The sequence below is a fragment of the Mycobacterium sp. BMJ-28 genome (assembly GCF_054404835.1).
The window spans coordinates 213,304-233,929 of the sequence record NZ_CM136783.1 but is presented as its reverse complement, the minus strand read 5'-3'; the positions used below and the strand labels follow the sequence as shown (position 1 = coordinate 233,929).

Sequence of the window (20,626 nt, the reverse complement as noted above, 5' to 3'; positions counted from 1 at the left end):
AGTTGTTCGGCGGAGGCGAGAGGATTTGAACCTCCGGTCCGCTTTAAGGCGGACAACTCATTAGCAGTGAGTCCCATTCGGCCGCTCTGGCACGCCTCCTGAACGATCTGAGGGTACCGGACCCCCGGAACCGCCGAGCGCACAGATTACACAGGCCGGAGCGCCGAAGGCAAAGCGCGGCATCGGACGGCCCTTCACCCCACCCCTAGAATGACTGGGTGACTGCCCGCCTGCGCCCCGAGATGGCCGATCTGCCGGCGTATACGCCGGGCCGTACGGTGCCCGGCGCCATCAAGATCGCCAGCAACGAGACCGTGGACGGTCCGCTGCCCAGCGTGCGCGACGCCGTGGCCGCCGCCATGGAGACCGTCAACCGGTATCCGGACAACGGCTATCAGGATTTGCGGGAGCGGCTGGCCAAGCACGTGAACGTCGCCCCCGAGAACATCGCGGTGGGCGCCGGATCGGTGAGCCTGTGTCAGCAGCTCATCCAGATCACCTCTTCGGTGGGTGATGAGGTGATGTTCGGCTGGCGCAGCTTCGAGATCTATCCGCTGCAGGTGCGCACGGCCGGCGCCACCCCGGTCGCGGTGCCGCTGAAGGATCACATCCACGACCTGGACGCCATGCTGGCGGCGGTCACCGACCGCACCCGGCTGATCTTCGTGTGCAATCCCAACAACCCGACGTCGACGGTGGTCGATCCGGCGGCCCTGGAGCAGTTCGTCGCCGCGGTGCCCTCGGACATCCTGATCGTCATCGATGAGGCGTACGTCGAGTACATCCGCGACGGCCTGCTGCCCGACAGCCTCACCCTGGTCCGCGACCATCCGAATGTCGTTGTGCTGCGGACTTTTTCCAAGGCGTACGGACTGGCCGGACTGCGCGTGGGCTACGCCGTTGCCGACCCGGAGATCGTGACCGCACTCGGCAAGGTCTACGTGCCGTTCACGGCGACGACGGTGTCCCAGGCCGCGGCCGTGGCCAGCCTGGACGCCGCCGACGAGCTGCTGGCCCGCACCGACAAGGTGGTCGCCGAACGCGCCAGGGTCAGCGACGCGTTGCGTGCGGCCGGTTACCAGCTGCCCGCGTCCCAGGCCAATTTCGTCTGGCTGCCGCTGCCCGGGCGCACCGACGAATTCGTCAACGCCGCCGCGCAGAGCCGCATCGTGGTGCGCCCCTACGGTCAGGACGGTGTGCGGGTGACCGTTGCCGCCCCGCACGAGAACGACGCCTTCCTGGCGTTCGCCCGAGACTGGATCACAGGAGCGAAACATTGAGCCACCGCAAGGTCTTCGACGAACTCAAGAAGCGCGACGGCCAGATCGCCGAGGCCGAACTCGACGAGTTCTGGGCGGCGCTGCCGCCGGCCGGCATCGACTTCATGATCGGCGAATGGCAGGGCGGTGAGTTCCAGACGGGCCACAAGGCCAACGGATTCATGAAGCGGCTCAACTGGTTCGGCAAGACCTTCAACTCCGCCGACGACGCCAAGCCGCTGGTCTGCCTGGACGCCGAGGGAAACAAGTTCTCCAACACCGAGGCGATGAACGGCGAGGCCAGCCTGTGGGTGGAGGAGTTCCGCGGGGAAGCGACCGCCACGATGGTGTACGACGGCCGGCCCGTGCACGACCACTTCAAGGTCGTCGACGACAACGCGGTGCTGGGCATCATGAACGGCAAGGGCGCCATCGACAACACTGCGGGCGGCGCCAAGCATCTGTATTTCTATCTGGAACGCGTGTAACCCGTGACGACGTCGCGGGTGCTGGCGGCGACCGGTCTGACGGCGCTGGTGCTGCTGGCCGGCTGCGCGCGCACCACCGAGGGTTCGGTCGCGATGACGACGGTGCCGGGGCCGGCGCTGAGCACCACCACATCCGCGCCCGGCACGACCACCCGCGCCCGGCCCTCCACACCGGGTTCCCCGCGAACCTCGGTGCCCGACGTGCCCGCCCCGCCGGGGGCACTGACCATGACGTGCCGGGACTACACCAGCCTCGACGAGGCCACCCAGAAGGCCGTCGTCAACGCGATCCTGCAGCAGGAGCAGTCGATCCTGAGCCCGGACAACATCGACGTCGCCAAGACGCTGGCCGACGCGGTCTGTCAGTTCCTGTCCGACAGCACCGTCAGTGAGGTGCTGCTGGGAGGGCCTGTCCCCTAGCGCGTTAGCCTCATCGCTATGGGTACTGCTTACGAATCGGTCACCGTCGACATCGCCGACCATGTCGCGCGGGTCACCCTGATCGGCCCGGGCAAGGGCAACGCCATGGGCCCGGCCTTCTGGGACGAACTGCCCGCGGTGTTCGGCACGCTGGACGCCGACCCCGCGGTCCGCGCGATCGTGCTGACCGGGTCCGGCAAGAACTTCAGTTACGGCCTGGACCTGGCCGCCATGGGCGCCACCCTGCCGGGCCTGGATGCCGGGGCCAAGGCGCGCAGCGAGTTCCACACCAAGCTGCAGAAGATGCAGGGGGCGATCACCGCCGTGGCGGATGCCCGCACCCCGACCGTCGCCTCCATCCACGGCTGGTGCATCGGGGGCGGTGTCGACCTGATCAGCGCCGCGGATATCCGGTATGCCAGCGCCGATGCCAAGTTCTCGGTGCGCGAGACCAAGCTGGGAATCGTCGCCGATGTCGGCAGCCTGGCCCGGTTGCCGCTCATCCTGTCCGAGGGGCATCTGCGCGAATTGGCGTTGACCGGCAAGGATATCGACGCTGCCCGCGCGGAGAAGATCGGTCTGGTCAACGACGTGTACGCCGACGCCGACGCGTCCCTGGCCGCCGCGCACGCCACGGCCGCCGAGATCGCGGCCAATCCCCCGTTGACGGTCGCGGGCGTCAAGGACGTCCTGGATCAGCAGCGGATCGCCCGGGTGTCGGAGAGTCTTCGCTACGTGGCGGCGTGGAATTCGGCGTTCCTGCCGTCGAAGGATCTCGCCGAAGCGGTGACGGCCATGTTCCAGAAGCGCCCGCCCCAGTTCACCGGCGAATGAGCGTTCCACAACTTCCGCCCGAATAACACTGACGTGAGTCGCGACGCGGTCACGGATGGATATCCATCCACGCACCGCTGACCACAATCGCACCATGCGGCACTAGCGTCACAGCTGAAGATGTGCAGGCGTCTACCCGGCGTCCGCCCCTGAAAGGTGTGACATGTCCCGGCGTCGTACTGGCTCGCTGGCCTCGCTCTCGGTGGCCGCGGTGACCACCGTCGGGCTGTGCGTCGCGATCGGTGTGGCCTCCCCGGTCAGCGCGGAACCATGCACGGGCGCCGCCGCGGCGGCGCAGCCACCACCGGGTACCGCCGCGCTGCCCAGCCCCGGCGGGGGCGGCCCGCCGATCGGGCACAAACCCGCAGGCGCCAACGACAATGCCCCGCTGCCGAAACTGGGCCAGCTGACGCGCTCGCTCATCAGCGCGCTGACACCGCAGCAGATCCAGCAGCAAGCGGCTGTCGTCCCTGCCCCGAAACCGACGAAGACGCCGGCCCCGGCCGCCCCGCCCGCCCCCGCCGCCGCGCCGATGCCGGCACCGGGCACGGCGCTCATCGGCTGGGTGACCGGTCCGGAGAGTTCCAACAACACGATCGCCAAATACTCCATCACCGGAACCGACCTCGGAATCATGTGGGACAGCGGCAGTTCCCAGGTAATGATGGCTTTCGGCGACACCTACGGCTACTGCAGCACCCCGCAGAAGCAGTGGCGCTACAACGTGCTGATGCGCAGCCAGGACACCTCCCTGACCAATTCCGTCGCGGCCTCCAGCGCACCGTCGTGGCGGCCGGGACTGGCCAAACAGATCATCAACAGCATCGGCTGGGCGCCGGTGGAGAAGGGCATCATCCCGACATCGGGCATCGCGGTCGGCAGCACCCAGTACATCAACTTCATGTCGATCAAGAACTGGGACGCCGACGGGCGATGGTCGACGAACTTCTCGGCGCTGGCGATGTCACCCGACAACGGTGAGCACTGGGGCGTGTACCCGAACACCATCCGCACGCCGGGACCGGACGGCCTCGACCGCGTCGGGTACGTCCCGGGTAACGAGAACTTCCAGATGGGCGCGTTCATGAAGCCCGGCCCCGGGGACAGCTACCTCTACTCGTTCGGCACCCCGCCGGGGCGCGGCGGGTCCGCCTACGTCGCGCGGGTGCAGCCGGCATTGCTGGCCGACCTGACCAAGTACGAATACTGGAATTCCGACAACAATGCTTGGGTGCCAGGCAATCCCGCCGCCGCGACGGCAGTCATCCCCGGACCGCTCGGCGAGATGTCGGCGCAGTACAACACCTATCTCAAGCAGTACGTGGTGCTGTACGGCAACGGCCTCAACGACGTGGTGATGCGCACCGCGCCTGCACCGCAAGGACCGTGGGGCCCAGAGGCCATGCTGGTGTCACACGCGGAGTTCCCCGGCGGCATCTACGCCCCGTTCCTGCACCCGTGGTCGACCGGAAAGGTGTTGTACTACAACCTTTCCCTGTGGTCGGACTACAACGTCATGCTGATGCGGACGGTGTTGCCCTGACCCCGTGCGGTCACGGCAGATAACGTTTCGCCTCGGGGCTGACTTTTCGCGAGCGGCGGGCGGCCCGGTAACCGATCAGCACACCGGCAGCGGTGATCAGCACCAGGCCCAACGGATACCCCGGCCACCAGAACACCGTGGCGGCACCGGCGCAGGCCGTGCCCGCGACGACGAGCGCGCCGAGCGCAAGCAGGCGGCGGACCGGGTGATCAGTGGTCACGATCGCCCCCAGCCTCTCGAAGAGATCGCCGCAACCGTGCGGGTTCAGCAACGTAGGTACGTGCCTGTCAGGAATGTAACCGGATATCGGGCGGCGATCAAGACATGACTTGCCCGTCCCGGGCCAACCGCACGCCAGAGGCGTAGTCCCATTTTTTCGCACTGCCGACCCCGCGCCGCCCGGGCAAATCTCGCTCATATCGTTGGCAAAGTCCGGTTCGGTGCCGACCTCACACCTCGATGCGCGACCCCATGATGACGCTGCGATCCAGCGGCAGCCCGAAATGGCCGGCCGCGTCGGCGGTGATGTGCGATGTCGCGATGAACAGGCGCTTGCGCCACGGCGCCATGGTGGGCGCATCCCCGGCAATCAATTCCAGCTTCGACAGGTAGTACGTCGCGTCGCCGGCCGAGAGCGGCTCTTCCATCGACGGGTGGCTCTCGACGAGCCGCAACGCCGCGGGCACATCCGGACGTTCCATATAACCGAACTTCGCACTGACGAAGCTGATCCCGTCATCGGTGTAGCCCAGGTTGTCCAGGGTGATGCGTTGATCGTCGGGAACCCGGGGCACCGGCTGGATGTCCAGCGACATGATCACCGCGTGCTCATGCAGCACGTGGTTGTGTTCGACGTTGGCGCGCATGGCAAGTGGCGCCGTCTCACCGCCGCGGTTGAGAAAGACCGCGGTACCCGGGATGCGCACCGTCGCCGACGGGTCGGCAGCAAGCTTGTCGACGAACGCCTGCAGCGGCCCCTCGGCCTTCTCGCGCGCCGCGGTCACCACGTCCCGGCCCCGCTGCCACGTGAGCATCACCGTGAACGCGATGATCGCGATCAGCAGCGGGAGCCACGCGCCGTGCACCAGCTTGCTGAGATTGGCGGCGAAGAACATCAAATCGACCACCAGGAGCGCGCCGCCACCGACCACCAGGATCCACAGTGGTGTACGCCACCGGACGCGGGCCTGATACAGGAAAAGCAAGGTGGTGATGGTGATCGTCCCCGTCACCGCCATCCCGAAGGCGTAGGCCAGAGCCGCCGAACTGCGGAACGCGAACACCAGTGTCAGCACTGCCACCATCAGCAGTCCGTTGATCCACGGCACGTAGATCTGCCCGATCGACGACGCCGAGGTGTGCGCGATACGCAGCCGCGGCAGATAGCCGAGCTGCGCGGCCTGCGCGGCCACCGAGAACGCGCCGGTGATCACCGCTTGCGACGCAATCACCGTCGCCGCAGTCGCAAGCACCACCATCGGGATTCGCGCCCATTCCGGGGTGAGCAGGAAAAACGGTGCACTGACTGACTTTTCGTCACCCAACAGCAGTGCGCCCTGGCCGAAGTAGCTCAGCACACAGGCCGGAAGCACCAACGACAGCCACGCGGTCACGATGGCCGGGCGGCCGAAGTGGCCCATGTCGGCGTAGAGCGCCTCGGCGCCGGTGACGGACAACACCACCGCCGCCAGCGCGAAGAAGGCGATGTGGAAGTGACCGGCCATGAATCCCAGCGCATAGGTGGGTGACAACGCCCTGAGGATGTCGGGGTGTGCGGCGATCCCGGACAGCCCGCATGCCCCGATCGCGACGAACCAGGCAATCATCACCGGACCGAAAACCCGGCCGATGGTGGCGGTGCCACGGCGCTGAATCGAGAACAGCGTCACGATGATGACGACCGTGATCGGGATGACCCAGCGATCAAGCTCAGGCTCAACGACTTTGAGGCCTTCGACGGAGGAGAGCACCGAGATGGCCGGAGTGATCATGCTGTCGCCGAAGAACAATGCCGCGCCGAACAACCCCAACCCGGACAGCACCGCGGCCGATCGCTCGTGTCCGGCCGGGCAACACCGGCGCACCAACGTGATGAGCGCCATCACCCCGCCCTCGCCGTCGTTGTCCGCGCGCATCACCAGCGTGACGTAGGTGAGCGTCACGATGAGCATCACCGACCAGAAGATGAGCGACACCACGCCGTAGACGTGGGTCTCGCTGATCGGTACCGGATGCGGGTCACCGGGATCGAACACCGTCTGGAGGGTGTAGATGGGGCTGGTGCCGATATCGCCGAACACCACGCCCAGGGCGGCGATCACCAGCGGTGGCCGCAGGGACTGCGCATTGCTGTGCACGGCAGCCATTGTGCCGTCGCTGTCTGTAGGGTCGCAGCAGATCACGAATTGGTGGGGGCTGATGCGTCAGAACGTCGAATTTCTCAGTGCCGGCGAGCGCTGCGGTGCGTGGCTGTACCGGCCGGACTCATCGCAGGACACGCCGGTCATCGTGATGGCGCACGGCCTGGGCGCCACCAAGGCCATGCACCTGGACGCCTACGCCCAGCGGTTCACCGCCGCCGGATACACCTGCCTGGTGTTCGACTACCGACACTTCGGCGAAAGCGCCGGAACACCAAGGCAATTACTCTCCGTCCCGAAGCAGCTCACCGACTGGGAGGCGGCGATTGCGTTCGCCCGCACGCTACCCGGCGTCGATCCCGACCGGGTGGTCACCTGGGGAACCAGCTTCGGCGGCGGCCACTCGCTCACCATGGCGGCCCGCGACCACCGGCTGGCCGCCGCGATCGCCCAGTGCCCGTTCACCGACGGCATCGCCTCCGCACTGGCGGTCAATCCGGTGACCAGTGCGAAGGTGACGCTGACCGCCATCCGGGATGTCATCGGCGCGGCACGCGGAGCCGGCCCGCGCTATCTGCCCTCGGCGGGTCGCCCCGGCGAACCGTCGTTCATGAATGCGCCCGACGCGCTGCCCGGCATCAGTGCGCTCGGCGCCGAAGATGCCGACTTCGACAACCGGATCACCGCGCGGTCGGCCTTCGACGTGCTGTTCTACGCCCCCGGTCGGCACACCAAGGACATCCGGAGTCCGGTGTTCGTCGCCCTGTGCGATCCCGACACGGTGGCCCCGAACGGGCCGGCCCGGCGTCAGACGTCCCGGGCATCCTCTGCCGAGGTGCACAGCTACCCGGTCGGCCATTTCGACATCTACTTCGGCGAGCCCTTCGAGCGCGCGGTCACCGACTATCTGGATTTCCTGCGGCGGCACGTTCCGGTGGCGTCCTGAGCGGCTTGGGCCGCGGGAGCGGCGCAGCGCGACCGAGCCACCGGGCGAAGTACATCGCCGTCATCGCCGTCTCGATCGTCGTGGCGGTCGCCGCGGTGATCGCGATCGTCGCCGACGTACCCGGCCGGATCACCCGCGCGCTCGGCGGCGTCGCGAACGAGGATCTGTTCGCCTCGCAGCGGCTGGACTCGGAACTGGAAGCGGTGCGCACCAGGCTCGGTGACCTGCCGATGCGGCGCGTGCAGGTGACCACCAATCTGATCTCGATCGAGGCCGTCGCCGCCGACGGTCAGCTGCACATGTACTGGGTCCGCGACGGCGAGGTCGAGGACGTGGACTCGATTGCCGACCTGCACGCCGGAGAGGCAGCGTTCACCGCGGCAGATCTGTCGGGTCAACGGATACGAGCGGTGGTCTCACATGTCCGCGACCTCGGCAAGCCCGGCGAGCTCCAACTGGTGTCCTACGAGATGGGGCAGGGCCATCCGCTGTCGGTGGCCGTATGGATCCGGCACGACCCGGTGAGCTCGGTATTGCACTTCGATCCGCGCAGCGGTTCCACCGTGGTGCGCGAGGACTCGATCGAGACCGACGAACACACCTCGGTGTTCGGCGGCTGCTGGTGCTGATGGAGTCGGTTCCCGGGCGGTTCACGGACACATGCTGAATCAGGTAGGGGCGCAGAGTTATTCGGGTGGGTGCTCCACGAACACCAGTTTCCGAGCAAGCTCATATAGGGGTGTGTTCGATTCCTGCGACAGCTTCGTCAGCATGCTGAACGCCGCATTGGAAGGGACGTTGAAACGTTCCATGACGATGCCCTTGGCTTGGCCGATGATGTCGCGCGAGGCCAAGGCGCTTTGGAGTTCGTCGCCGCGACGAGCGCTGGCGAGTCCGACGGCGGCCTGAGCAGCCAGCGCCAGGGCGATGTCCTCGACTTCAGGGATGAAAACAGCGGCTGTTTCAGCGTACAAGTTGAGTGTTCCGAGCTCGGTTTCGTTGGTGTAGAGCTGAATGGACAAACTCGAGCGCACCGGCGTCTGCGCGACCACAGCGGCGACGAAGTCGGGCCACCGCGTCTCGGTTTCGTAGTCGTCAACACGAACGGTGCACAGGTTCCAGACGGATTCCAAGCTGGGTCCCTGTTGAATCTCCTCCTGCAATCTGGCGAGCGTTCTGGGGACCGATCCCGTGGCAGCGACCGTCTCGACCGTTCGGCGGCGGCGGTTGACGACCAGAGTCACGCCGCCATGGGCGACCCCAGGCAGCAATTGTGCGGCAGTTTGAGTCACTTCGAGCAACAGTCGATCAGAGTCGAGATCCATGACCTGCTGACTCTGTATGGTGCGCGCCAACCGCGCCAATTCCATTGAAATCCCGCTCGCAGATTCAGCGTCGGCGCCCATGACAACCCCTTCTCCTGGTCCTTTGCAGACGATGAGGCGTCCGGTTCGTCGACCGAGGTTCCGCACGGATTTTAACCGAGCGGCGAAGCACACCGGCGTGATCAGGGAGCTCGCTACGACCGCTGAACACCGCCCCCACATGTACGCCGAGGCGTTGCAGGACGGATCCGGAGCGCCCATCGACTCAACTGGACGTCGAAACCACCCCTGAACAGCGGTGGCGGAGGGATTTGAACCCCCGGTCGGTGTTAGCCGACTCTCGCTTTCAAGGCGAGTGCATTAGGCCGCTCTGCCACGCCACCGCCGATAAGCGTAAGGGGTCTAGACCCGACCGAGCCTCGCGGGCGGCGCATCCGACTGCAGACCGGCACTGATCCGGCGGCAGTTCTCTCCCACCGCGGCCATCTGCGGCCGCGACAACCGGCCCAGGTAGTGCGCCCGCACCCCGTCGCCGTAGGTTTCCAGTGCTTCCTTGAGCACCGCCCGCCCGTCTTCGGTGATGGTGGCGAGCACGCCCCGGCCGTCCTCCGGGCTGGCCACCCGCTGGACCAGGCCGAGCTTTTCCAGGCGGTGAATCTGCCGGGTGACCCGGCTGGGCAGCGACATCAGGTTCTCCGCCAGGTCGCCCATCCGGGCCGAACCTGTCATCGAACGGTCCAGAATGTCCAACAGACGCACATCATTGAGCGTCAGCCGATGCGCTTCCACCAGCGAGCGATTCAGCGTCGCGTACAGCCGTAGCGCGGAGTCCAGGAAGTTTTGCCAGGACCTCTGCTCGGCGATATCAAGACCGGGCATCGTGCTGGCGGTTCGCCCGGCGATAGTGCCTTCCATCGGCCCATCGTACGGCCCAACCACCGAGTAGCGTTGCCTGAATGCGCGCCATCCTTGCAGAGTCAACCGAACGTATGACAATTCAAGTAGTTCCCGACGTCGCAGCTCACACCCGTCAAGTTGTGATCAGGGTGGCCGCCGCGGGCGTCAACCGGGCGGATCTGCTGCAGGCCGCGGGCAACTACCCGCCGCCTCCGGGCGCCAGCGACCTACTCGGGCTCGAAGTGTCCGGCATCATCGCCGAAGTGGGCAGCGAAGTTGCCGACTTCGCGGTCGGGCAACCGGTATGCGGTTTGCTGGCGGGTGGCGGTTACGCCGAATACGTGGCGGTGGACGCCAGGCAGGTGATGCCGATACCCGACGGGGTCGGGCTGCACGAGGCCGCCGCGCTTCCAGAGGTGGCATGCACGGTCTGGTCGAACCTGATGATGACGGCGCACCTGGACCCGGGACGGCTGCTGTTGGTGCACGGCGGCGCCAGCGGAATCGGCACGCACGCCATCCAGGTAGCCCGGGCACTGGGCAGCCACGTCGCCGTCACCGCGGGCTCGGCCGACAAACTCGCCGTGTGCGCGGATCTGGGCGCCGACATCACCATCAACTACCGCGAGGAGGATTTCGTGGAGCGGGTACGCGCCGCGGGCGGGGCCGAGGTGATCCTCGACATCATGGGCGCGGCGTACCTGGACCGCAATATCGACGCCCTGGCCGATGGCGGCCGGCTGGTGGTGATCGGGATGCAGGGCGGCATCAAGGCCGAACTCAATCTGGGCAAACTGCTGGGCAAGCGGGCCGGGGTGATCGCCACCGCGCTGCGGTCCCGGCCGGTCGACGGGCCCGACGGCAAAGGCGCGATCGTCGCTGCGGTGGTGGCCAACGTCTGGCCGATGATCGCGGCGGGCCAGGTCAAACCGATCATCGGCGCCGAACTGCCGCTGGAGGACGCCGCCCGGGCGCACGCCCTGCTGGCCTCGGGCGAGGTGTCGGGCAAGGTGCTGCTGCGGGTCAGCTAACCGAGCGAGGCGAGCACCCGCACCAACTGGTCGACCTCGGCCGTCGTGGTGTACGGCGCCAGGCCGACGGTGACCGCGCCGCCGATGTCGCTGACGCCGATCAGGTCGAGCACCCGCGAGTTCGGGTCGACCGACGCCAGGATGCCGTTGTCCGCGAGCCGCTGCAGCACCTGTTCGGCGGGCACCTCCTGCACCGCGAAGCTGAGCACCGGGATGCGTTCGGCCGGGCTGCCGAGCACCATCACCCGCGGCAGGGACCGTAACGAGTTCAGCAGGTAGGCGAACAGCCGGTCCATGTAGGTGGCCGCGGACTCCATCGACACGCCCAGCCTTTCCCGCCGGGTGCCGACTGCCACCTCGTCGAGGGAGGCCAGGTATTCGATGCTGGCCACCACGCCGGCCAGCAATCCGTATTGGTGCAGACCCATCTCGAGGCGGGCCGGACCGGTGGCGTGTGGATCCAGTGACACCGAGCTGAACCGGTCGATCACCGCCGGATCGCGGAAAACCAGCGCCCCGATCGGCGGCCCGCCCCACGCGACCGCGTTCAGCGCGACCACGTCGGCGTCGATGTCGTCGATGTCGATGAGCCGGTACGGCGCCGCCGCCGAGTGGTCGACGATGACCAGCCCGTTGTTGGCGTGCACAAGTTTGGTGACCGGTTCCAGGTCGGTGAGCGTGCCCAGCGTCGAGGACGCCGACGTGATGGCCACCAACCGGGTCGGCTTGGTGATCAAGTTCTCCCACTGCCATCCCGGCAGCTCACCGGTCTCGACGTCGACCTCGGCCCACTTGACCTTGGCCCCATATCGATTCGCGGCGCGCAGCCACGGTGAGATGTTGGCCTCGTCGTCCAGCCGGGTCAGCACCACCTCATAACCCAGGCCCACCCGGGACGAGGCGGCATCCGACAGTGAGGTCAGCAGCACCGCCCGATCGGCGCCGAGCACCACACCGTCCGGGCTCGCACCGACCAGATCCGCGATGGCCTGGCGGGCGGCCGCGAGCACCGTCTTACTACGCCGGGCGGACGGGTGCGGGCCGGCGGCCGACGGCATCGAGCCGCGGAACGCGGTGGACACCGTCGTGGACACCGAGTCCGGCAGCAGCATCCCGTCCGGGGCGTCGAAATGCACCCAACCGTCGCCTAGTGACGGGTGCAATCCGCGCACCCGGGCGACGTCATAAGCCATGCAAGCCACCTTAGAGCGTCTGCGATTCACGCAAACGGACACAGTTCAGGTAAGTGCCCGGACGCACCCTACTGTCCCGAGCCGGATCACTTCGGCAGCCATACTAGTGCAGTGGGCTTGTCGTTCGGGGTGCTAATTGCCCTGCTGTTGCTGGTGTGCCCGGGAGCAATTGTCGCGCGGACGGCAGGCCTGACCTGGCCGACTGCGGCCGCGGTCGGTCCGGCCGTGACGTACGGCGTTGTGGCGCTGGCGATCGTGCCGCTGGGCGCGGTCGCCATCCCGTGGAACGCCTGGACCGCCTTGGCGGTGCTGGCCGTTGTGACCGGCGTCACTTTTGGTTTGCGAAAACTGCTCGGCCGGTTCGGCGACCAGGACGCCGAGACGCTGGCTGCGAGCCGCGGACCAGCGCTGGTGGTGGCCGCCGGGGTGGCCCTCGGCGCCCTGGCGATCGGGTTCGCGGCCGTGCGCGGCCTGCCGAACTGGCAGTCGATTCCCAGCAACTGGGACTCCGTCTGGCACGCCAACACCGTCCGCTGGATGCTCGACACCGGGCAGGCATCGCCCACCCACATGGGCGAGCTGCGCAACGTCGAGACCCATGACGCGCTGTACTACCCGTCCACCTTCCACGCGCTCGCCGCGATCTTCAGCCAGCTCAGCGGCGCCGCGGCCACCACCGCGTACACCGTCAACTCGCTGGTCGCCGCGATCTGGCTGTTCCCTGCCAGCGCGGCGAGCCTGACCTGGCTGATGCTGCGCCGAGTCACCTCGCAATGGCGCACCGCGGGCTGTGCGGCCGTCGCGGCCGCGCTGTCCGCGTCCTTCACGGCCGTTCCCTACGTCGAATTCGACACCGCCTCCATGCCCAATCTGGCCGCCTACGGCATAGCGGTACCGGCGGCGGCGCTCACGATCTCCGCGCTGCGGCACCGCGACCGGATCCCGTTGGCGGTGCTGGCCGTGCTGGGCGTCTTCTCGGTGCACATCACCGGCGGAGTGGTGGCCGTCCTGCTGGTCGCGGCGTGGTGGTTGTTCGACGCGTTGTGGCGGCCGGTCCGTGGCCGGCTCGGGGATTTCCTCACCCTGCTGGCCGTCGGCGTGCCGACCCTGGTGCTGCTGCTGCCCCAGTTCGTCGGCGTGCTGCGACAGGCGGAGATCATTGTCGGGCATGCGTTCATCACCCATGAGGGCAAGAAACGGGGGTTGATCGACGCCGTCGTCCAACACACCCGGCACCTCAACGATTTCCCGATCCAGTGGTTCCTGGTGCTGGCCGCGGCACTCGGTGCGGTGGTCCTGGTGTACCGGCGGATCTGGTGGCCGCTGGCGGTGTGGTGCCTGCTGGTGGTGTCGATCGTGCATTCGTCCGCACCGTTCGGCGGCATCATCGGCACCGTCACGGGCCGGTTCAGCGACCTGTTCTACAGCGACCCGCGCCGGTTGTCGGCGGTGGTGACGATGCTGATGACGTCCGCGGCCGGCATCGGGTTGTTCACCTTGGTCGCGCTGGCGGTCGCCGCGGTCCGCCGGCTGACCGATCGGGGCACCCCGCGGCTGTGGCAGGCAGTGACCGCCGCCGTCCTGGTCGCGGTGACCATGGCCAGCGCCTGGCACTACTTCCCGCGACACCGTTACCTGATCGGCGAAAAGTACGACCGGGTGATCATCGACGACAAGGACCTGGAGGCCTTCGCCTATCTCGCCGCCCTGCCCGGCGCGCGGGAGACCATGATCGGCGATGCCAACACCGACGGCACCGCGTGGATGTACGCCGTGGCGGGGCTGCACCCGCTGTGGACGCACTACGACTATCCGCAGCAGCAGGGGCCCGGTTACCACCGGTTCATCTTCTGGGCCTACGCCGATGACGCCGATCACGATCCCCGGGTGGCCGAAGCCGTGCACGCGCTCAACATCCGCTACGTGCTGACCAGCACCCCGGTGGTGCGCGGGTTCGTGATGCCCGACGGACTAGTGTCACTGGACAAGTCGAAGTCGTGGGCGAAGATCTACGACAACGGAGAGGCGCGCATCTACGAATGGCGCGGCGACGCTCCCTCGGCAGAACGCAACGGGTGAGGACTGGGTAAAGGAAGACGATGACGATCAATCCCGACGACGACAACATCGAGATCCTGGCGGGCGACCCGAACACCGGCGACGCGCAGGACGACAAGTCGCTGACCGACCTGATCGAACAGCCCGCCAAGGTGATGCGGATCGGCACCATGATCAAGCAGTTGCTCGAAGAGGTGCGCGCCGCTCCCCTGGACGACGCCAGCCGCAGCAAGCTGCTGCAGATACACCGCAGCAGCATCCGCGAACTCGAGGATGGTCTCGCGCCGGAACTGCGCGAGGAGTTGGAGCGGCTCACGTTGCCCTTCGGCGAGGGCGCGGTGCCCTCGGATGCCGAACTGCGGATCGCGCAGGCTCAACTGGTCGGCTGGCTGGAAGGACTGTTCCACGGTATCCAGACCGCCCTGTTCGCCCAGCAGATGGCCGCGCGCGCGCAGCTGGAGCAGATGCGCCAGCTGCCGCCCGGGATGGGCGGCCAGCAGCGCGGGCCGGGCCAATCCGGCACCGGGCAGTACCTGTAGTCCTGCCGTATGAGTAATCCGCATATCGAGACCCGCAACGCGTGGGTCGAGTTCCCGATCTTCGACGCCAAGTCACGCTCACTGAAGAAGGCGTTCCTGGGCAAGGCCGGCGGCACGATCGGGCGCAACGAATCCAACGTCGTGGTGATCGAAGCGCTGCGGGACATCACGCTGTCGCTGAAGATGGGCGACCGGGTGGGTCTGGTCGGGCACAACGGTGCGGGCAAATCGACTCTGCTGCGGCTGTTGTCGGGCATCTACGAACCGACGCGCGGGTCGGCCACCGTGACCGGTCGGGTCGCCCCGGTATTCGATCTCGGCGTCGGGATGGACCCCGAGATATCGGGTTTCGAGAACATCATCATCCGCGGGTTGTTCCTGGGACAGACGCGCAAGCAGATGACGGCCAAGGTCGACGAGATCGCGGAGTTCACCGAACTCGGCGACTACCTGTCGATGCCGTTGCGCACCTACTCCACCGGTATGCGGGTGCGGCTGGCGATGGGCGTGGTCACCAGCATCGACCCCGAGATCCTGCTGCTCGACGAAGGTATCGGCGCGGTGGACGCGGAGTTCATGCACAAGGCGCGCAAGCGGCTGCAAGACCTGGTGGCACGTTCCGGAATCCTGGTGTTCGCAAGCCATTCCAACGAATTCCTGGCCCAGCTCTGCGACACCGCGATGTGGGTAGACCACGGCACCATCAAGATGACCGGCGGCATCGAAGAGGTCGTCGGCGCCTACGAGGGTCCCGACGCCGCCCGGCACGTGCGCGAGGTGCTCGAGGAGAACGCCCGGGCCGATGGCTGAGCGTGTGGCCGATGAGCGCTCGCGCGAAGAGCGTGTTGTCGCGGTCGTCGTCACGCACCGCCGCGTCGACACCCTGGCCACCTCACTGGCCGCGGTCTGCGGCCAGGACCGCGCACCGGACCACCTGATCGTCGTCGACAACGATGCCGATGACCGGGTCCGCGCACTGGTCGAAAGCCAGCCGGTGCCGTCCAGCTACCTGGGTTCACGCCGGAACCTCGGCGGGGCAGGCGGTTTCGCGCTCGGCATGCTGCACGCACTGACCCTCGGCGCGGACTGGATCTGGCTGGCCGACGACGACGGCCGGCCCGCCGACGCTTCGGTGCTCGGAACGTTGTTGTCTTGCGCGGCAAGGCATTCGCTGGCCGAAGTGTCGCCGGTGGTGTGCGATATGGACCAGCCGCAGCGGCTGGCCTTCCCACTGCGGCGCGGACTGGTGTGGCGGCGATGGGCAGCCGAACTGCGCGAAGGCACCGAGGACCTGTTACCCGGTATCGCCTCGCTGTTCAACGGCGCGCTGTTCTCCGCGGCAGCGGTGGAAACCGTTGGAGTGCCCGATCTTCGGCTGTTCATCCGCGGTGACGAGGTGGACCTGCACCGCAGGCTGCTGCTGTCCGGCGTGGCGTTCGGCACCTGCCTGGACGCGGTGTACCTGCACCCGTACGGCTCGGATGAATTCAAGCCGATCCTCGGTGGGCGCATGCACACCCAATACCCCGACAACGACGCCAAGCGCTACTACACCTACCGCAACCGCGGGTACGTGCAGGCCCAGCGCGGCCAGCGCAGGTTGATCCCGCAGGAGTGGGTGCGGTTCGGCTGGTACTTCCTGGTGACCCGGCGCGACCCGGCCGGGCTGCGGGAGTGGCTGCGGCTGCGGCGACTGGGCAGACAGGAACGCTTCGAAAGGTTTGACCACCCGGACAAGCGAAGCGACGGGAGAAACGACCGATGACATTCACCGACGCGGCGGCACAATCCAAGACGTTCACCCGCGCCTGGGGCGACCTGGTGTCCGGCTTCGGCAAACGGGAACTGTGGCTGCACCTGGGCTGGCAGGACATCAAGCAGCGCTATCGGCGCAGCGTGCTCGGCCCGTTCTGGATCACCATCGCCACCGGCACCATGGCCGTCGCGCTCGGCGGGCTGTACTCCCAGCTGTTCCATCTCAAACTCGCCGAGCACCTCCCGTACGTCACCCTCGGCCTGATCATCTGGAACATGATCAACGCGGCGATCATCGAGGGCGCCGACGTGTTCGTCGCCAACGAGGGGCTGATCAAACAGTTGCCCACCCCGTTGAGCGTGCACGTCTACCGGCTGGTGTGGCGCCAGGTGCTGCTCTTTGCGCACAACATCATCATCTTCGTCGTCATCGCGATCATCTTCCCGCAGCCGTGGAAGTGGACCGACCTGATGTTCATCCCGGCGTTGGCCCTGATCGTGGCCAATTGTGTATGGGTCGCACTGTGTTTCGGGATCCTGGCGACCCGCTACCGCGATATCAGCCCGCTGCTGTTCAGCCTGGTGCAGCTGTTGTTCTACATGACGCCGATCATCTGGAACGACCAGACGCTGCGCGACCAGGGCGCCGGCGGCTGGGCCAAGATCATCGAATTCAATCCGCTGCTGCACTACGTGGACATCGTCCGGGCGCCGCTGCTGGGTGCCGACCAGGAGCTGCGGCACTGGATTGTGGTGCTGGTGTTCACCGTGCTGGGCTGGATGATGGCGGCCATCGCCATGCGGCAGTACCGGGCGCGGGTGCCGTACTGGGTGTAGTTCGTCCGTTCACCCGGACGCAATCGTCGATTCGGCTGCGGCGCGTTGAATGGCGCTCATCCCGCAGCCGACTTCCCAGTTTCCAGGAGCAGCCATGACCGACGTCATCAACGGCGAAACGACCGCCCCAGCCTCGGAGAACGTGATCGAGGCTGAACTCATCTCGGTACACGCCGAACCCGAGGTGAAGCGCACGGTGCCGGCGGTACGCGAGGTCCTGGAGCGGCAGTTGGCCGCCGGGCACGGCCTGTCCGGTGAGCTGGTCAGCGCCGCGACCGATGCCACCGCCGCGCTGGTCGAGGCCCCGGCCAAGGTGATCGCCGCGGTCCGCGACGGCGCCACCCTGCCCACCGCGTTCGGCGAGACCGGAGACGCCGTGCAGGCCGGCCTCGGTGCGGCGGGCGACCGGATCCGCCATGCCGTCGGCGAATACGTCGGTCAGCAGGCGACCCTGCCGAATGCGGTCATCACCGGTGCCGCCGAAGTCGCGGGCTCGTTGGTGCGCGCCCAGGGCTCACTGGCGGCGTCCGCCGTCGACGGAGCGTTCGGCATCGCCACCGTGGCCAGCGCGGGCGGCGACCTGCGCGACGCCATCGACCAGGAGTGGAGCGAGCTCAACGCCACCGCGGTCGCTGCGCGTGACGCCGTCCAGGCCCGCGTCTCGGCCGCCCGCCGGAGCATCCGCGACGCGGTCGCCTAGCTTTTCCCAGCCACCTCGGGGTGTGGGCCTAATGTGCCCGCACCGGCTCAGCTCCTCGGCACCCGCCGGGGAGCTGACTGCTACGCCGGGACGCGCGGGTCAGAAGTCGGCGGACAGCGCGACCTCACGCCATTGCTCCAGGTCTCGTGATGTCCGGGCGAGCTTGTCGGCGATGTCATGAACGGCATTGGCGCCGAGCTGGATTCGCTCCGGAAGCCGGTCCTCGGACGCGAGGCCGACGATGATCGCGGCGGCCTTCTCCGGATCTCCGGCCTGCCCGGCGTTGTTGTCGACGGCCCAGGTACGCGCCGCGCCGCCGGTCGAGGCGTAGTCGGCGATCTCGGTGGCCGCGATGTGCAGGCTGCTGCCGTCGAGGAAGTCCGTCCGGAACGGCCCCGGCTCGATCGCGGTCACCTTGATACCCAGCGGCTCCAGCTCATGTTTCATGGCGTCCGACAAACCCTCGACGGCAAATTTGGTCGCGCAGTAAACCCCCCAGCCCGGCCAGGCGACGAAGCCGCCAACCGAGGACACGTTGATGACGAGGCCTGATCCCTGGGCACGCATCTGGGGCAGCACCGCCCGCGTCACGGCGAGCAGGCCGAAGACGTTCACGTCGAATACCGCACGTGCCTCCGCATCCGAGGTCTCCTCGACGGCGCCCACCAGACCACGGCCGGCGTTGTTCACCAGGGCGTCGATCCGCCCGAATGCCGCCACCGCGGCGTCGACCGCCGCGGCGATCTGCTCGGGTCGGTGCACATCGAGTTCGACGGTGAGCAGGCGTTCGTCACCTGCCGGGAGCGCCTCGGCGAGGGCCTGCAGGTTGCGCGCGGTGGCCACGACGCTGTCGCCGCGGCCGAGGGCCGCTCTCGCGATTGCCAGGCCGAATCCACGCGATGCCCCGGTGATGAACCAGACGGTCATGATGTTCCCTTCGTGTTGTTGCTTACCTGGAAATCAACACAGCGGGACGGCTACGCGACAGCGGATTTCCCGCCCTGTTGTTCCTAGGTCTGCCAGACCTGGTTTCGGCTGCGCGCGCCGGCCGCTCGCCGATAATGGGAACCATGACGCAGCCCAATGAGCTCGGCGAGTTCCTTCGCTCGCGCCGGTCCAGGCTGTCGCCCGCCGAGGTGGGCCTGCACGGCAGCACCGCGCGCCGCGTCACCGGTCTGCGCCGGGAAGAACTGGCGGTACTCGCCGGTGTCAGTGCCGACTACTACGCGCGCCTGGAACAGGGCCGTGCCCGCAACATCTCCGACTCGGTGCTGTCGGCGGTAGCCGACGCGTTGCGCCTCGATGATCTCGAGCGGCGTCACCTCACCGAGTTGGTGCGGCCGGCACGGTCTGTGTCTTCGACAACCAGCAAGCCGCTGCGGGTGCGTGCCGCCCTTCGGGCGATGATCTACGCGCTGGATCCGACACCCGCTGTGCTGCACGGTCCGCGGATGGAGGTTCTCGCCATCAATCGCGCGGGTGCGGCGCTGCTCGACGACTTCGAGGCGATGCCACCCGCCGAACGCAACATGGTGCACTGGATGTTCCTCAACCCGAAGGCCAGGGCCGTATATCCGGACTGGTCCGATATCGCCGCGCAGTTGGTGGCGATTCTGCGGTTGGCCGCCGGCCGGGACGCCGGCGACCAGCTGCTGGCAGCTCTCATCGACGAAATCACCGCGCAGTCAGACGAGTTCGCCACCTATTGGTCCGACCACCGCGTGTCCCAGCACACGCACGGCCCCAAGAGATTCGAGATCGAGTCCGTCGGTGCGCTGACGCTGAACTACGAAGCACTGATCCCACCCAGTGATCCCGAGCTACGGGTGATCATCTACACCGCCGATGTGGGATCGCCGTCGGAGCAGAGACTCAGCGAGCTGCTGAAGTCCCGGCCCGTCGACGTAGGAACGTGAGCAGACAGGGCTCAGCGGCGCGGTGCCTTCATCCGGGTCGCGACGTTGAACCGGTTCCACGTGTTGATGGTGACGGCCATCGCGATGACCTGAGCCAGCTCCTTCTCGCTGAACACGGCGGCGGCCTTGGCATACACCTCGTCGGAGACGTGGCCGTGATGCAGTTCGGTGATGGCCTCGGTCAGCTCCAGGGCTGCCCGCTCGCGGTCGGTGAACAGGTTGCCCGCTTCCTCCCAGGCCGCGATGAGCGCCAGTCGCTGCTCGGTCTCGCCCAGCTTGCGGGCATCGGCGACGTGCATGTCGAGGCAGAACGCGCAGTGGTTGATCTGGCTCGCACGGATCTTGATGAGTTCGCCGATGGTCGGATCGACATCCTTGGCGGCGGCGCCCGAGAGCTTCATCATGGCGTCGTACAGCTCCGGCGAGACCTTGTAGATCTGGACGCGGTCGAGGGCGGTGGGGTGTTCGAGTGTTTGTGTCATGGCGACAACGCTAGCCAACAAAGAACCATCTACATGGTTCAAT

Annotated in this window: 22 protein-coding genes and 2 tRNA genes; 15 read left to right on the top strand and 9 right to left on the bottom strand. The window is 67.2% G+C overall.

The features are described from left to right. Positions 1 to 10 precede the first annotated feature (10 nt). Positions 11 to 99 (bottom strand) — tRNA-Ser (locus ACXPWS_RS01110). 119 nt (positions 100 to 218) lie between these two features. On the opposite strand from ACXPWS_RS01110, the gene hisC reads away from it, so the two are divergent. From hisC to ACXPWS_RS01085, 5 genes are all read left to right on the top strand, one after another. Beyond that, positions 219 to 1,280, top strand: coding sequence for a histidinol-phosphate transaminase (gene hisC / locus ACXPWS_RS01105; protein WP_458710675.1), 1,062 nt, complete (start codon positions 219 to 221; stop codon positions 1,278 to 1,280). Further along, positions 1,277 to 1,747, top strand: a complete 471-nt coding sequence (locus ACXPWS_RS01100) for a DUF4334 domain-containing protein (RefSeq protein WP_458710674.1) — start codon at positions 1,277 to 1,279, stop codon at positions 1,745 to 1,747. The genes hisC and ACXPWS_RS01100 overlap by 4 nt, the downstream gene beginning before the upstream one ends. 3 nt (positions 1,748 to 1,750) lie before the next feature. Further along, positions 1,751 to 2,167 carry a hypothetical protein gene (locus tag ACXPWS_RS01095; protein ID WP_458710673.1) on the top strand — a complete coding sequence of 139 codons (417 nt, stop codon included), beginning with the start codon at positions 1,751 to 1,753 and terminating at the stop codon, positions 2,165 to 2,167. Positions 2,168 to 2,185: 18 nt separating this feature from the next. Then, complete coding sequence (locus ACXPWS_RS01090; protein ID WP_458710672.1) at positions 2,186 to 3,001, top strand: crotonase/enoyl-CoA hydratase family protein; 816 nt, start codon at positions 2,186 to 2,188, stop codon at positions 2,999 to 3,001. A 163-nt stretch (positions 3,002 to 3,164) separates the two neighbouring features. Further along, positions 3,165 to 4,544 (top strand): DUF4185 domain-containing protein, encoded by a 1,380-nt coding sequence (locus tag ACXPWS_RS01085; protein ID WP_458710671.1) that lies wholly within the window; start codon positions 3,165 to 3,167, stop codon positions 4,542 to 4,544. Positions 4,545 to 4,554: 10 nt separating this feature from the next. On the opposite strand, the gene ACXPWS_RS01080 is transcribed toward ACXPWS_RS01085, so the two are convergent. Both ACXPWS_RS01080 and ACXPWS_RS01075 read right to left on the bottom strand, forming a co-directional pair. Next, positions 4,555 to 4,764, bottom strand: coding sequence for a hypothetical protein (locus ACXPWS_RS01080; RefSeq protein ID WP_458710670.1), 210 nt, complete (start codon positions 4,762 to 4,764; stop codon positions 4,555 to 4,557). Positions 4,765 to 4,993: 229 nt separating this feature from the next. Then, positions 4,994 to 6,910 carry a potassium transporter Kup gene (locus tag ACXPWS_RS01075; RefSeq protein WP_458710669.1) on the bottom strand — a complete coding sequence of 639 codons (1,917 nt, stop codon included), beginning with the start codon at positions 6,908 to 6,910 and terminating at the stop codon, positions 4,994 to 4,996. 52 nt (positions 6,911 to 6,962) lie between these two features. Here ACXPWS_RS01075 and ACXPWS_RS01070 point away from each other — a divergent pair, with 52 nt between their 5' ends. Together ACXPWS_RS01070 and ACXPWS_RS01065 are read left to right on the top strand one after the other, a co-directional pair. Then, positions 6,963 to 7,850: an alpha/beta hydrolase gene (locus ACXPWS_RS01070; RefSeq protein WP_458710668.1), complete on the top strand. Its 888-nt coding sequence runs from the start codon at positions 6,963 to 6,965 to the stop codon at positions 7,848 to 7,850. A gap of 5 nt (positions 7,851 to 7,855) precedes the next feature. Beyond that, positions 7,856 to 8,479: a hypothetical protein gene (locus ACXPWS_RS01065; RefSeq protein WP_458710667.1), complete on the top strand. Its 624-nt coding sequence runs from the start codon at positions 7,856 to 7,858 to the stop codon at positions 8,477 to 8,479. A 57-nt stretch (positions 8,480 to 8,536) separates the two neighbouring features. Here the strand turns inward: ACXPWS_RS01065 and ACXPWS_RS01060 are convergent, their stop codons facing one another. The 3 genes from ACXPWS_RS01060 to ACXPWS_RS01050 form a co-directional block, all read right to left on the bottom strand. Beyond that, on the bottom strand, positions 8,537 to 9,256 hold the full coding sequence (locus tag ACXPWS_RS01060; protein WP_458710666.1) for an ANTAR domain-containing protein: 720 nt from the start codon (positions 9,254 to 9,256) through the stop codon (positions 8,537 to 8,539). A 215-nt stretch (positions 9,257 to 9,471) separates the two neighbouring features. Continuing rightward, a tRNA-Ser gene (locus ACXPWS_RS01055) sits at positions 9,472 to 9,558 on the bottom strand. A 19-nt stretch (positions 9,559 to 9,577) separates the two neighbouring features. Next, positions 9,578 to 10,090 carry a MarR family winged helix-turn-helix transcriptional regulator gene (locus ACXPWS_RS01050; RefSeq protein ID WP_458710665.1) on the bottom strand — a complete coding sequence of 171 codons (513 nt, stop codon included), beginning with the start codon at positions 10,088 to 10,090 and terminating at the stop codon, positions 9,578 to 9,580. Between the two features lie 41 nt (positions 10,091 to 10,131). On the opposite strand from ACXPWS_RS01050, the gene ACXPWS_RS01045 reads away from it, so the two are divergent. Beyond that, a complete protein-coding gene (locus tag ACXPWS_RS01045; RefSeq protein WP_458710664.1) occupies positions 10,132 to 11,103 on the top strand; it encodes an NAD(P)H-quinone oxidoreductase in 972 nt (323 codons plus the stop codon). Here ACXPWS_RS01045 and ACXPWS_RS01040 read toward each other — a convergent pair. Beyond that, complete coding sequence (locus ACXPWS_RS01040) at positions 11,100 to 12,296, bottom strand: cysteine desulfurase-like protein (protein ID WP_458710663.1); 1,197 nt, start codon at positions 12,294 to 12,296, stop codon at positions 11,100 to 11,102. The genes ACXPWS_RS01045 and ACXPWS_RS01040 overlap by 4 nt on opposite strands. Before the next feature lie 111 nt (positions 12,297 to 12,407). Here ACXPWS_RS01040 and ACXPWS_RS01035 point away from each other — a divergent pair, with 111 nt between their 5' ends. The 6 genes from ACXPWS_RS01035 to ACXPWS_RS01010 all read left to right on the top strand — a co-directional run bounded on the left by ACXPWS_RS01035 (position 12,408) and on the right by ACXPWS_RS01010 (position 18,185). Further along, positions 12,408 to 14,375 (top strand): DUF6541 family protein, encoded by a 1,968-nt coding sequence (locus tag ACXPWS_RS01035; protein ID WP_458710662.1) that lies wholly within the window; start codon positions 12,408 to 12,410, stop codon positions 14,373 to 14,375. A 20-nt stretch (positions 14,376 to 14,395) separates the two neighbouring features. Continuing rightward, positions 14,396 to 14,893 (top strand): bacterial proteasome activator family protein, encoded by a 498-nt coding sequence (locus ACXPWS_RS01030; RefSeq protein ID WP_458710661.1) that lies wholly within the window; start codon positions 14,396 to 14,398, stop codon positions 14,891 to 14,893. A 9-nt stretch (positions 14,894 to 14,902) separates the two neighbouring features. Further along, positions 14,903 to 15,703 (top strand): galactan export ABC transporter ATP-binding subunit Wzt/RfbE, encoded by an 801-nt coding sequence (gene wzt / locus ACXPWS_RS01025; protein WP_458710660.1) that lies wholly within the window; start codon positions 14,903 to 14,905, stop codon positions 15,701 to 15,703. Beyond that, positions 15,696 to 16,658 carry a galactofuranosyltransferase GlfT1 gene (gene glfT1 / locus ACXPWS_RS01020; protein ID WP_458710659.1) on the top strand — a complete coding sequence of 321 codons (963 nt, stop codon included), beginning with the start codon at positions 15,696 to 15,698 and terminating at the stop codon, positions 16,656 to 16,658. The genes wzt and glfT1 overlap by 8 nt, the downstream gene beginning before the upstream one ends. Next, positions 16,655 to 17,485 carry a galactan export ABC transporter permease subunit Wzm/RfbD gene (wzm, locus tag ACXPWS_RS01015; RefSeq protein ID WP_458710658.1) on the top strand — a complete coding sequence of 277 codons (831 nt, stop codon included), beginning with the start codon at positions 16,655 to 16,657 and terminating at the stop codon, positions 17,483 to 17,485. The genes glfT1 and wzm overlap by 4 nt, the downstream gene beginning before the upstream one ends. Positions 17,486 to 17,579: 94 nt before the next feature. After that, entirely contained in the window at positions 17,580 to 18,185 is a 606-nt protein-coding gene (locus ACXPWS_RS01010) for a hypothetical protein (protein WP_458710657.1), read from the top strand. Between the two features lie 99 nt (positions 18,186 to 18,284). Here the strand turns inward: ACXPWS_RS01010 and ACXPWS_RS01005 are convergent, their stop codons facing one another. Then, positions 18,285 to 19,112 (bottom strand): oxidoreductase, encoded by an 828-nt coding sequence (locus tag ACXPWS_RS01005; protein WP_458710656.1) that lies wholly within the window; start codon positions 19,110 to 19,112, stop codon positions 18,285 to 18,287. A gap of 143 nt (positions 19,113 to 19,255) precedes the next feature. Here ACXPWS_RS01005 and ACXPWS_RS01000 point away from each other — a divergent pair, with 143 nt between their 5' ends. Beyond that, positions 19,256 to 20,101 carry a helix-turn-helix transcriptional regulator gene (locus tag ACXPWS_RS01000; RefSeq protein ID WP_458710655.1) on the top strand — a complete coding sequence of 282 codons (846 nt, stop codon included), beginning with the start codon at positions 19,256 to 19,258 and terminating at the stop codon, positions 20,099 to 20,101. Between the two features lie 11 nt (positions 20,102 to 20,112). Here ACXPWS_RS01000 and ACXPWS_RS00995 read toward each other — a convergent pair whose 3' ends face one another. Further along, positions 20,113 to 20,583 (bottom strand): carboxymuconolactone decarboxylase family protein, encoded by a 471-nt coding sequence (locus tag ACXPWS_RS00995; RefSeq protein WP_458710654.1) that lies wholly within the window; start codon positions 20,581 to 20,583, stop codon positions 20,113 to 20,115. Positions 20,584 to 20,626: the final 43 nt, after the last annotated feature.

Coding starts and splice junctions, on each gene's coding strand:
- wzt (WP_458710660.1), top strand. CDS start 14,903: ATGAGTAATCCGCATATCGAGACCCGCAACGCGTGGGTCGAGTTCCCG.
- ACXPWS_RS01075 (WP_458710669.1), bottom strand. CDS start 6,910: ATGGCTGCCGTGCACAGCAATGCGCAGTCCCTGCGGCCACCGCTGGTG.
- ACXPWS_RS00995 (WP_458710654.1), bottom strand. CDS start 20,583: ATGACACAAACACTCGAACACCCCACCGCCCTCGACCGCGTCCAGATC.
- ACXPWS_RS01000 (WP_458710655.1), top strand. CDS start 19,256: ATGACGCAGCCCAATGAGCTCGGCGAGTTCCTTCGCTCGCGCCGGTCC.
- ACXPWS_RS01010 (WP_458710657.1), top strand. CDS start 17,580: ATGACCGACGTCATCAACGGCGAAACGACCGCCCCAGCCTCGGAGAAC.
- ACXPWS_RS01050 (WP_458710665.1), bottom strand. CDS start 10,090: ATGGAAGGCACTATCGCCGGGCGAACCGCCAGCACGATGCCCGGTCTT.
- ACXPWS_RS01040 (WP_458710663.1), bottom strand. CDS start 12,296: ATGGCTTATGACGTCGCCCGGGTGCGCGGATTGCACCCGTCACTAGGC.
- ACXPWS_RS01070 (WP_458710668.1), top strand. CDS start 6,963: ATGCGTCAGAACGTCGAATTTCTCAGTGCCGGCGAGCGCTGCGGTGCG.
- ACXPWS_RS01045 (WP_458710664.1), top strand. CDS start 10,132: ATGCGCGCCATCCTTGCAGAGTCAACCGAACGTATGACAATTCAAGTA.
- ACXPWS_RS01030 (WP_458710661.1), top strand. CDS start 14,396: ATGACGATCAATCCCGACGACGACAACATCGAGATCCTGGCGGGCGAC.
- glfT1 (WP_458710659.1), top strand. CDS start 15,696: ATGGCTGAGCGTGTGGCCGATGAGCGCTCGCGCGAAGAGCGTGTTGTC.
- ACXPWS_RS01090 (WP_458710672.1), top strand. CDS start 2,186: ATGGGTACTGCTTACGAATCGGTCACCGTCGACATCGCCGACCATGTC.
- wzm (WP_458710658.1), top strand. CDS start 16,655: ATGACATTCACCGACGCGGCGGCACAATCCAAGACGTTCACCCGCGCC.
- ACXPWS_RS01005 (WP_458710656.1), bottom strand. CDS start 19,112: ATGACCGTCTGGTTCATCACCGGGGCATCGCGTGGATTCGGCCTGGCA.
- ACXPWS_RS01060 (WP_458710666.1), bottom strand. CDS start 9,256: ATGGGCGCCGACGCTGAATCTGCGAGCGGGATTTCAATGGAATTGGCG.
- ACXPWS_RS01085 (WP_458710671.1), top strand. CDS start 3,165: ATGTCCCGGCGTCGTACTGGCTCGCTGGCCTCGCTCTCGGTGGCCGCG.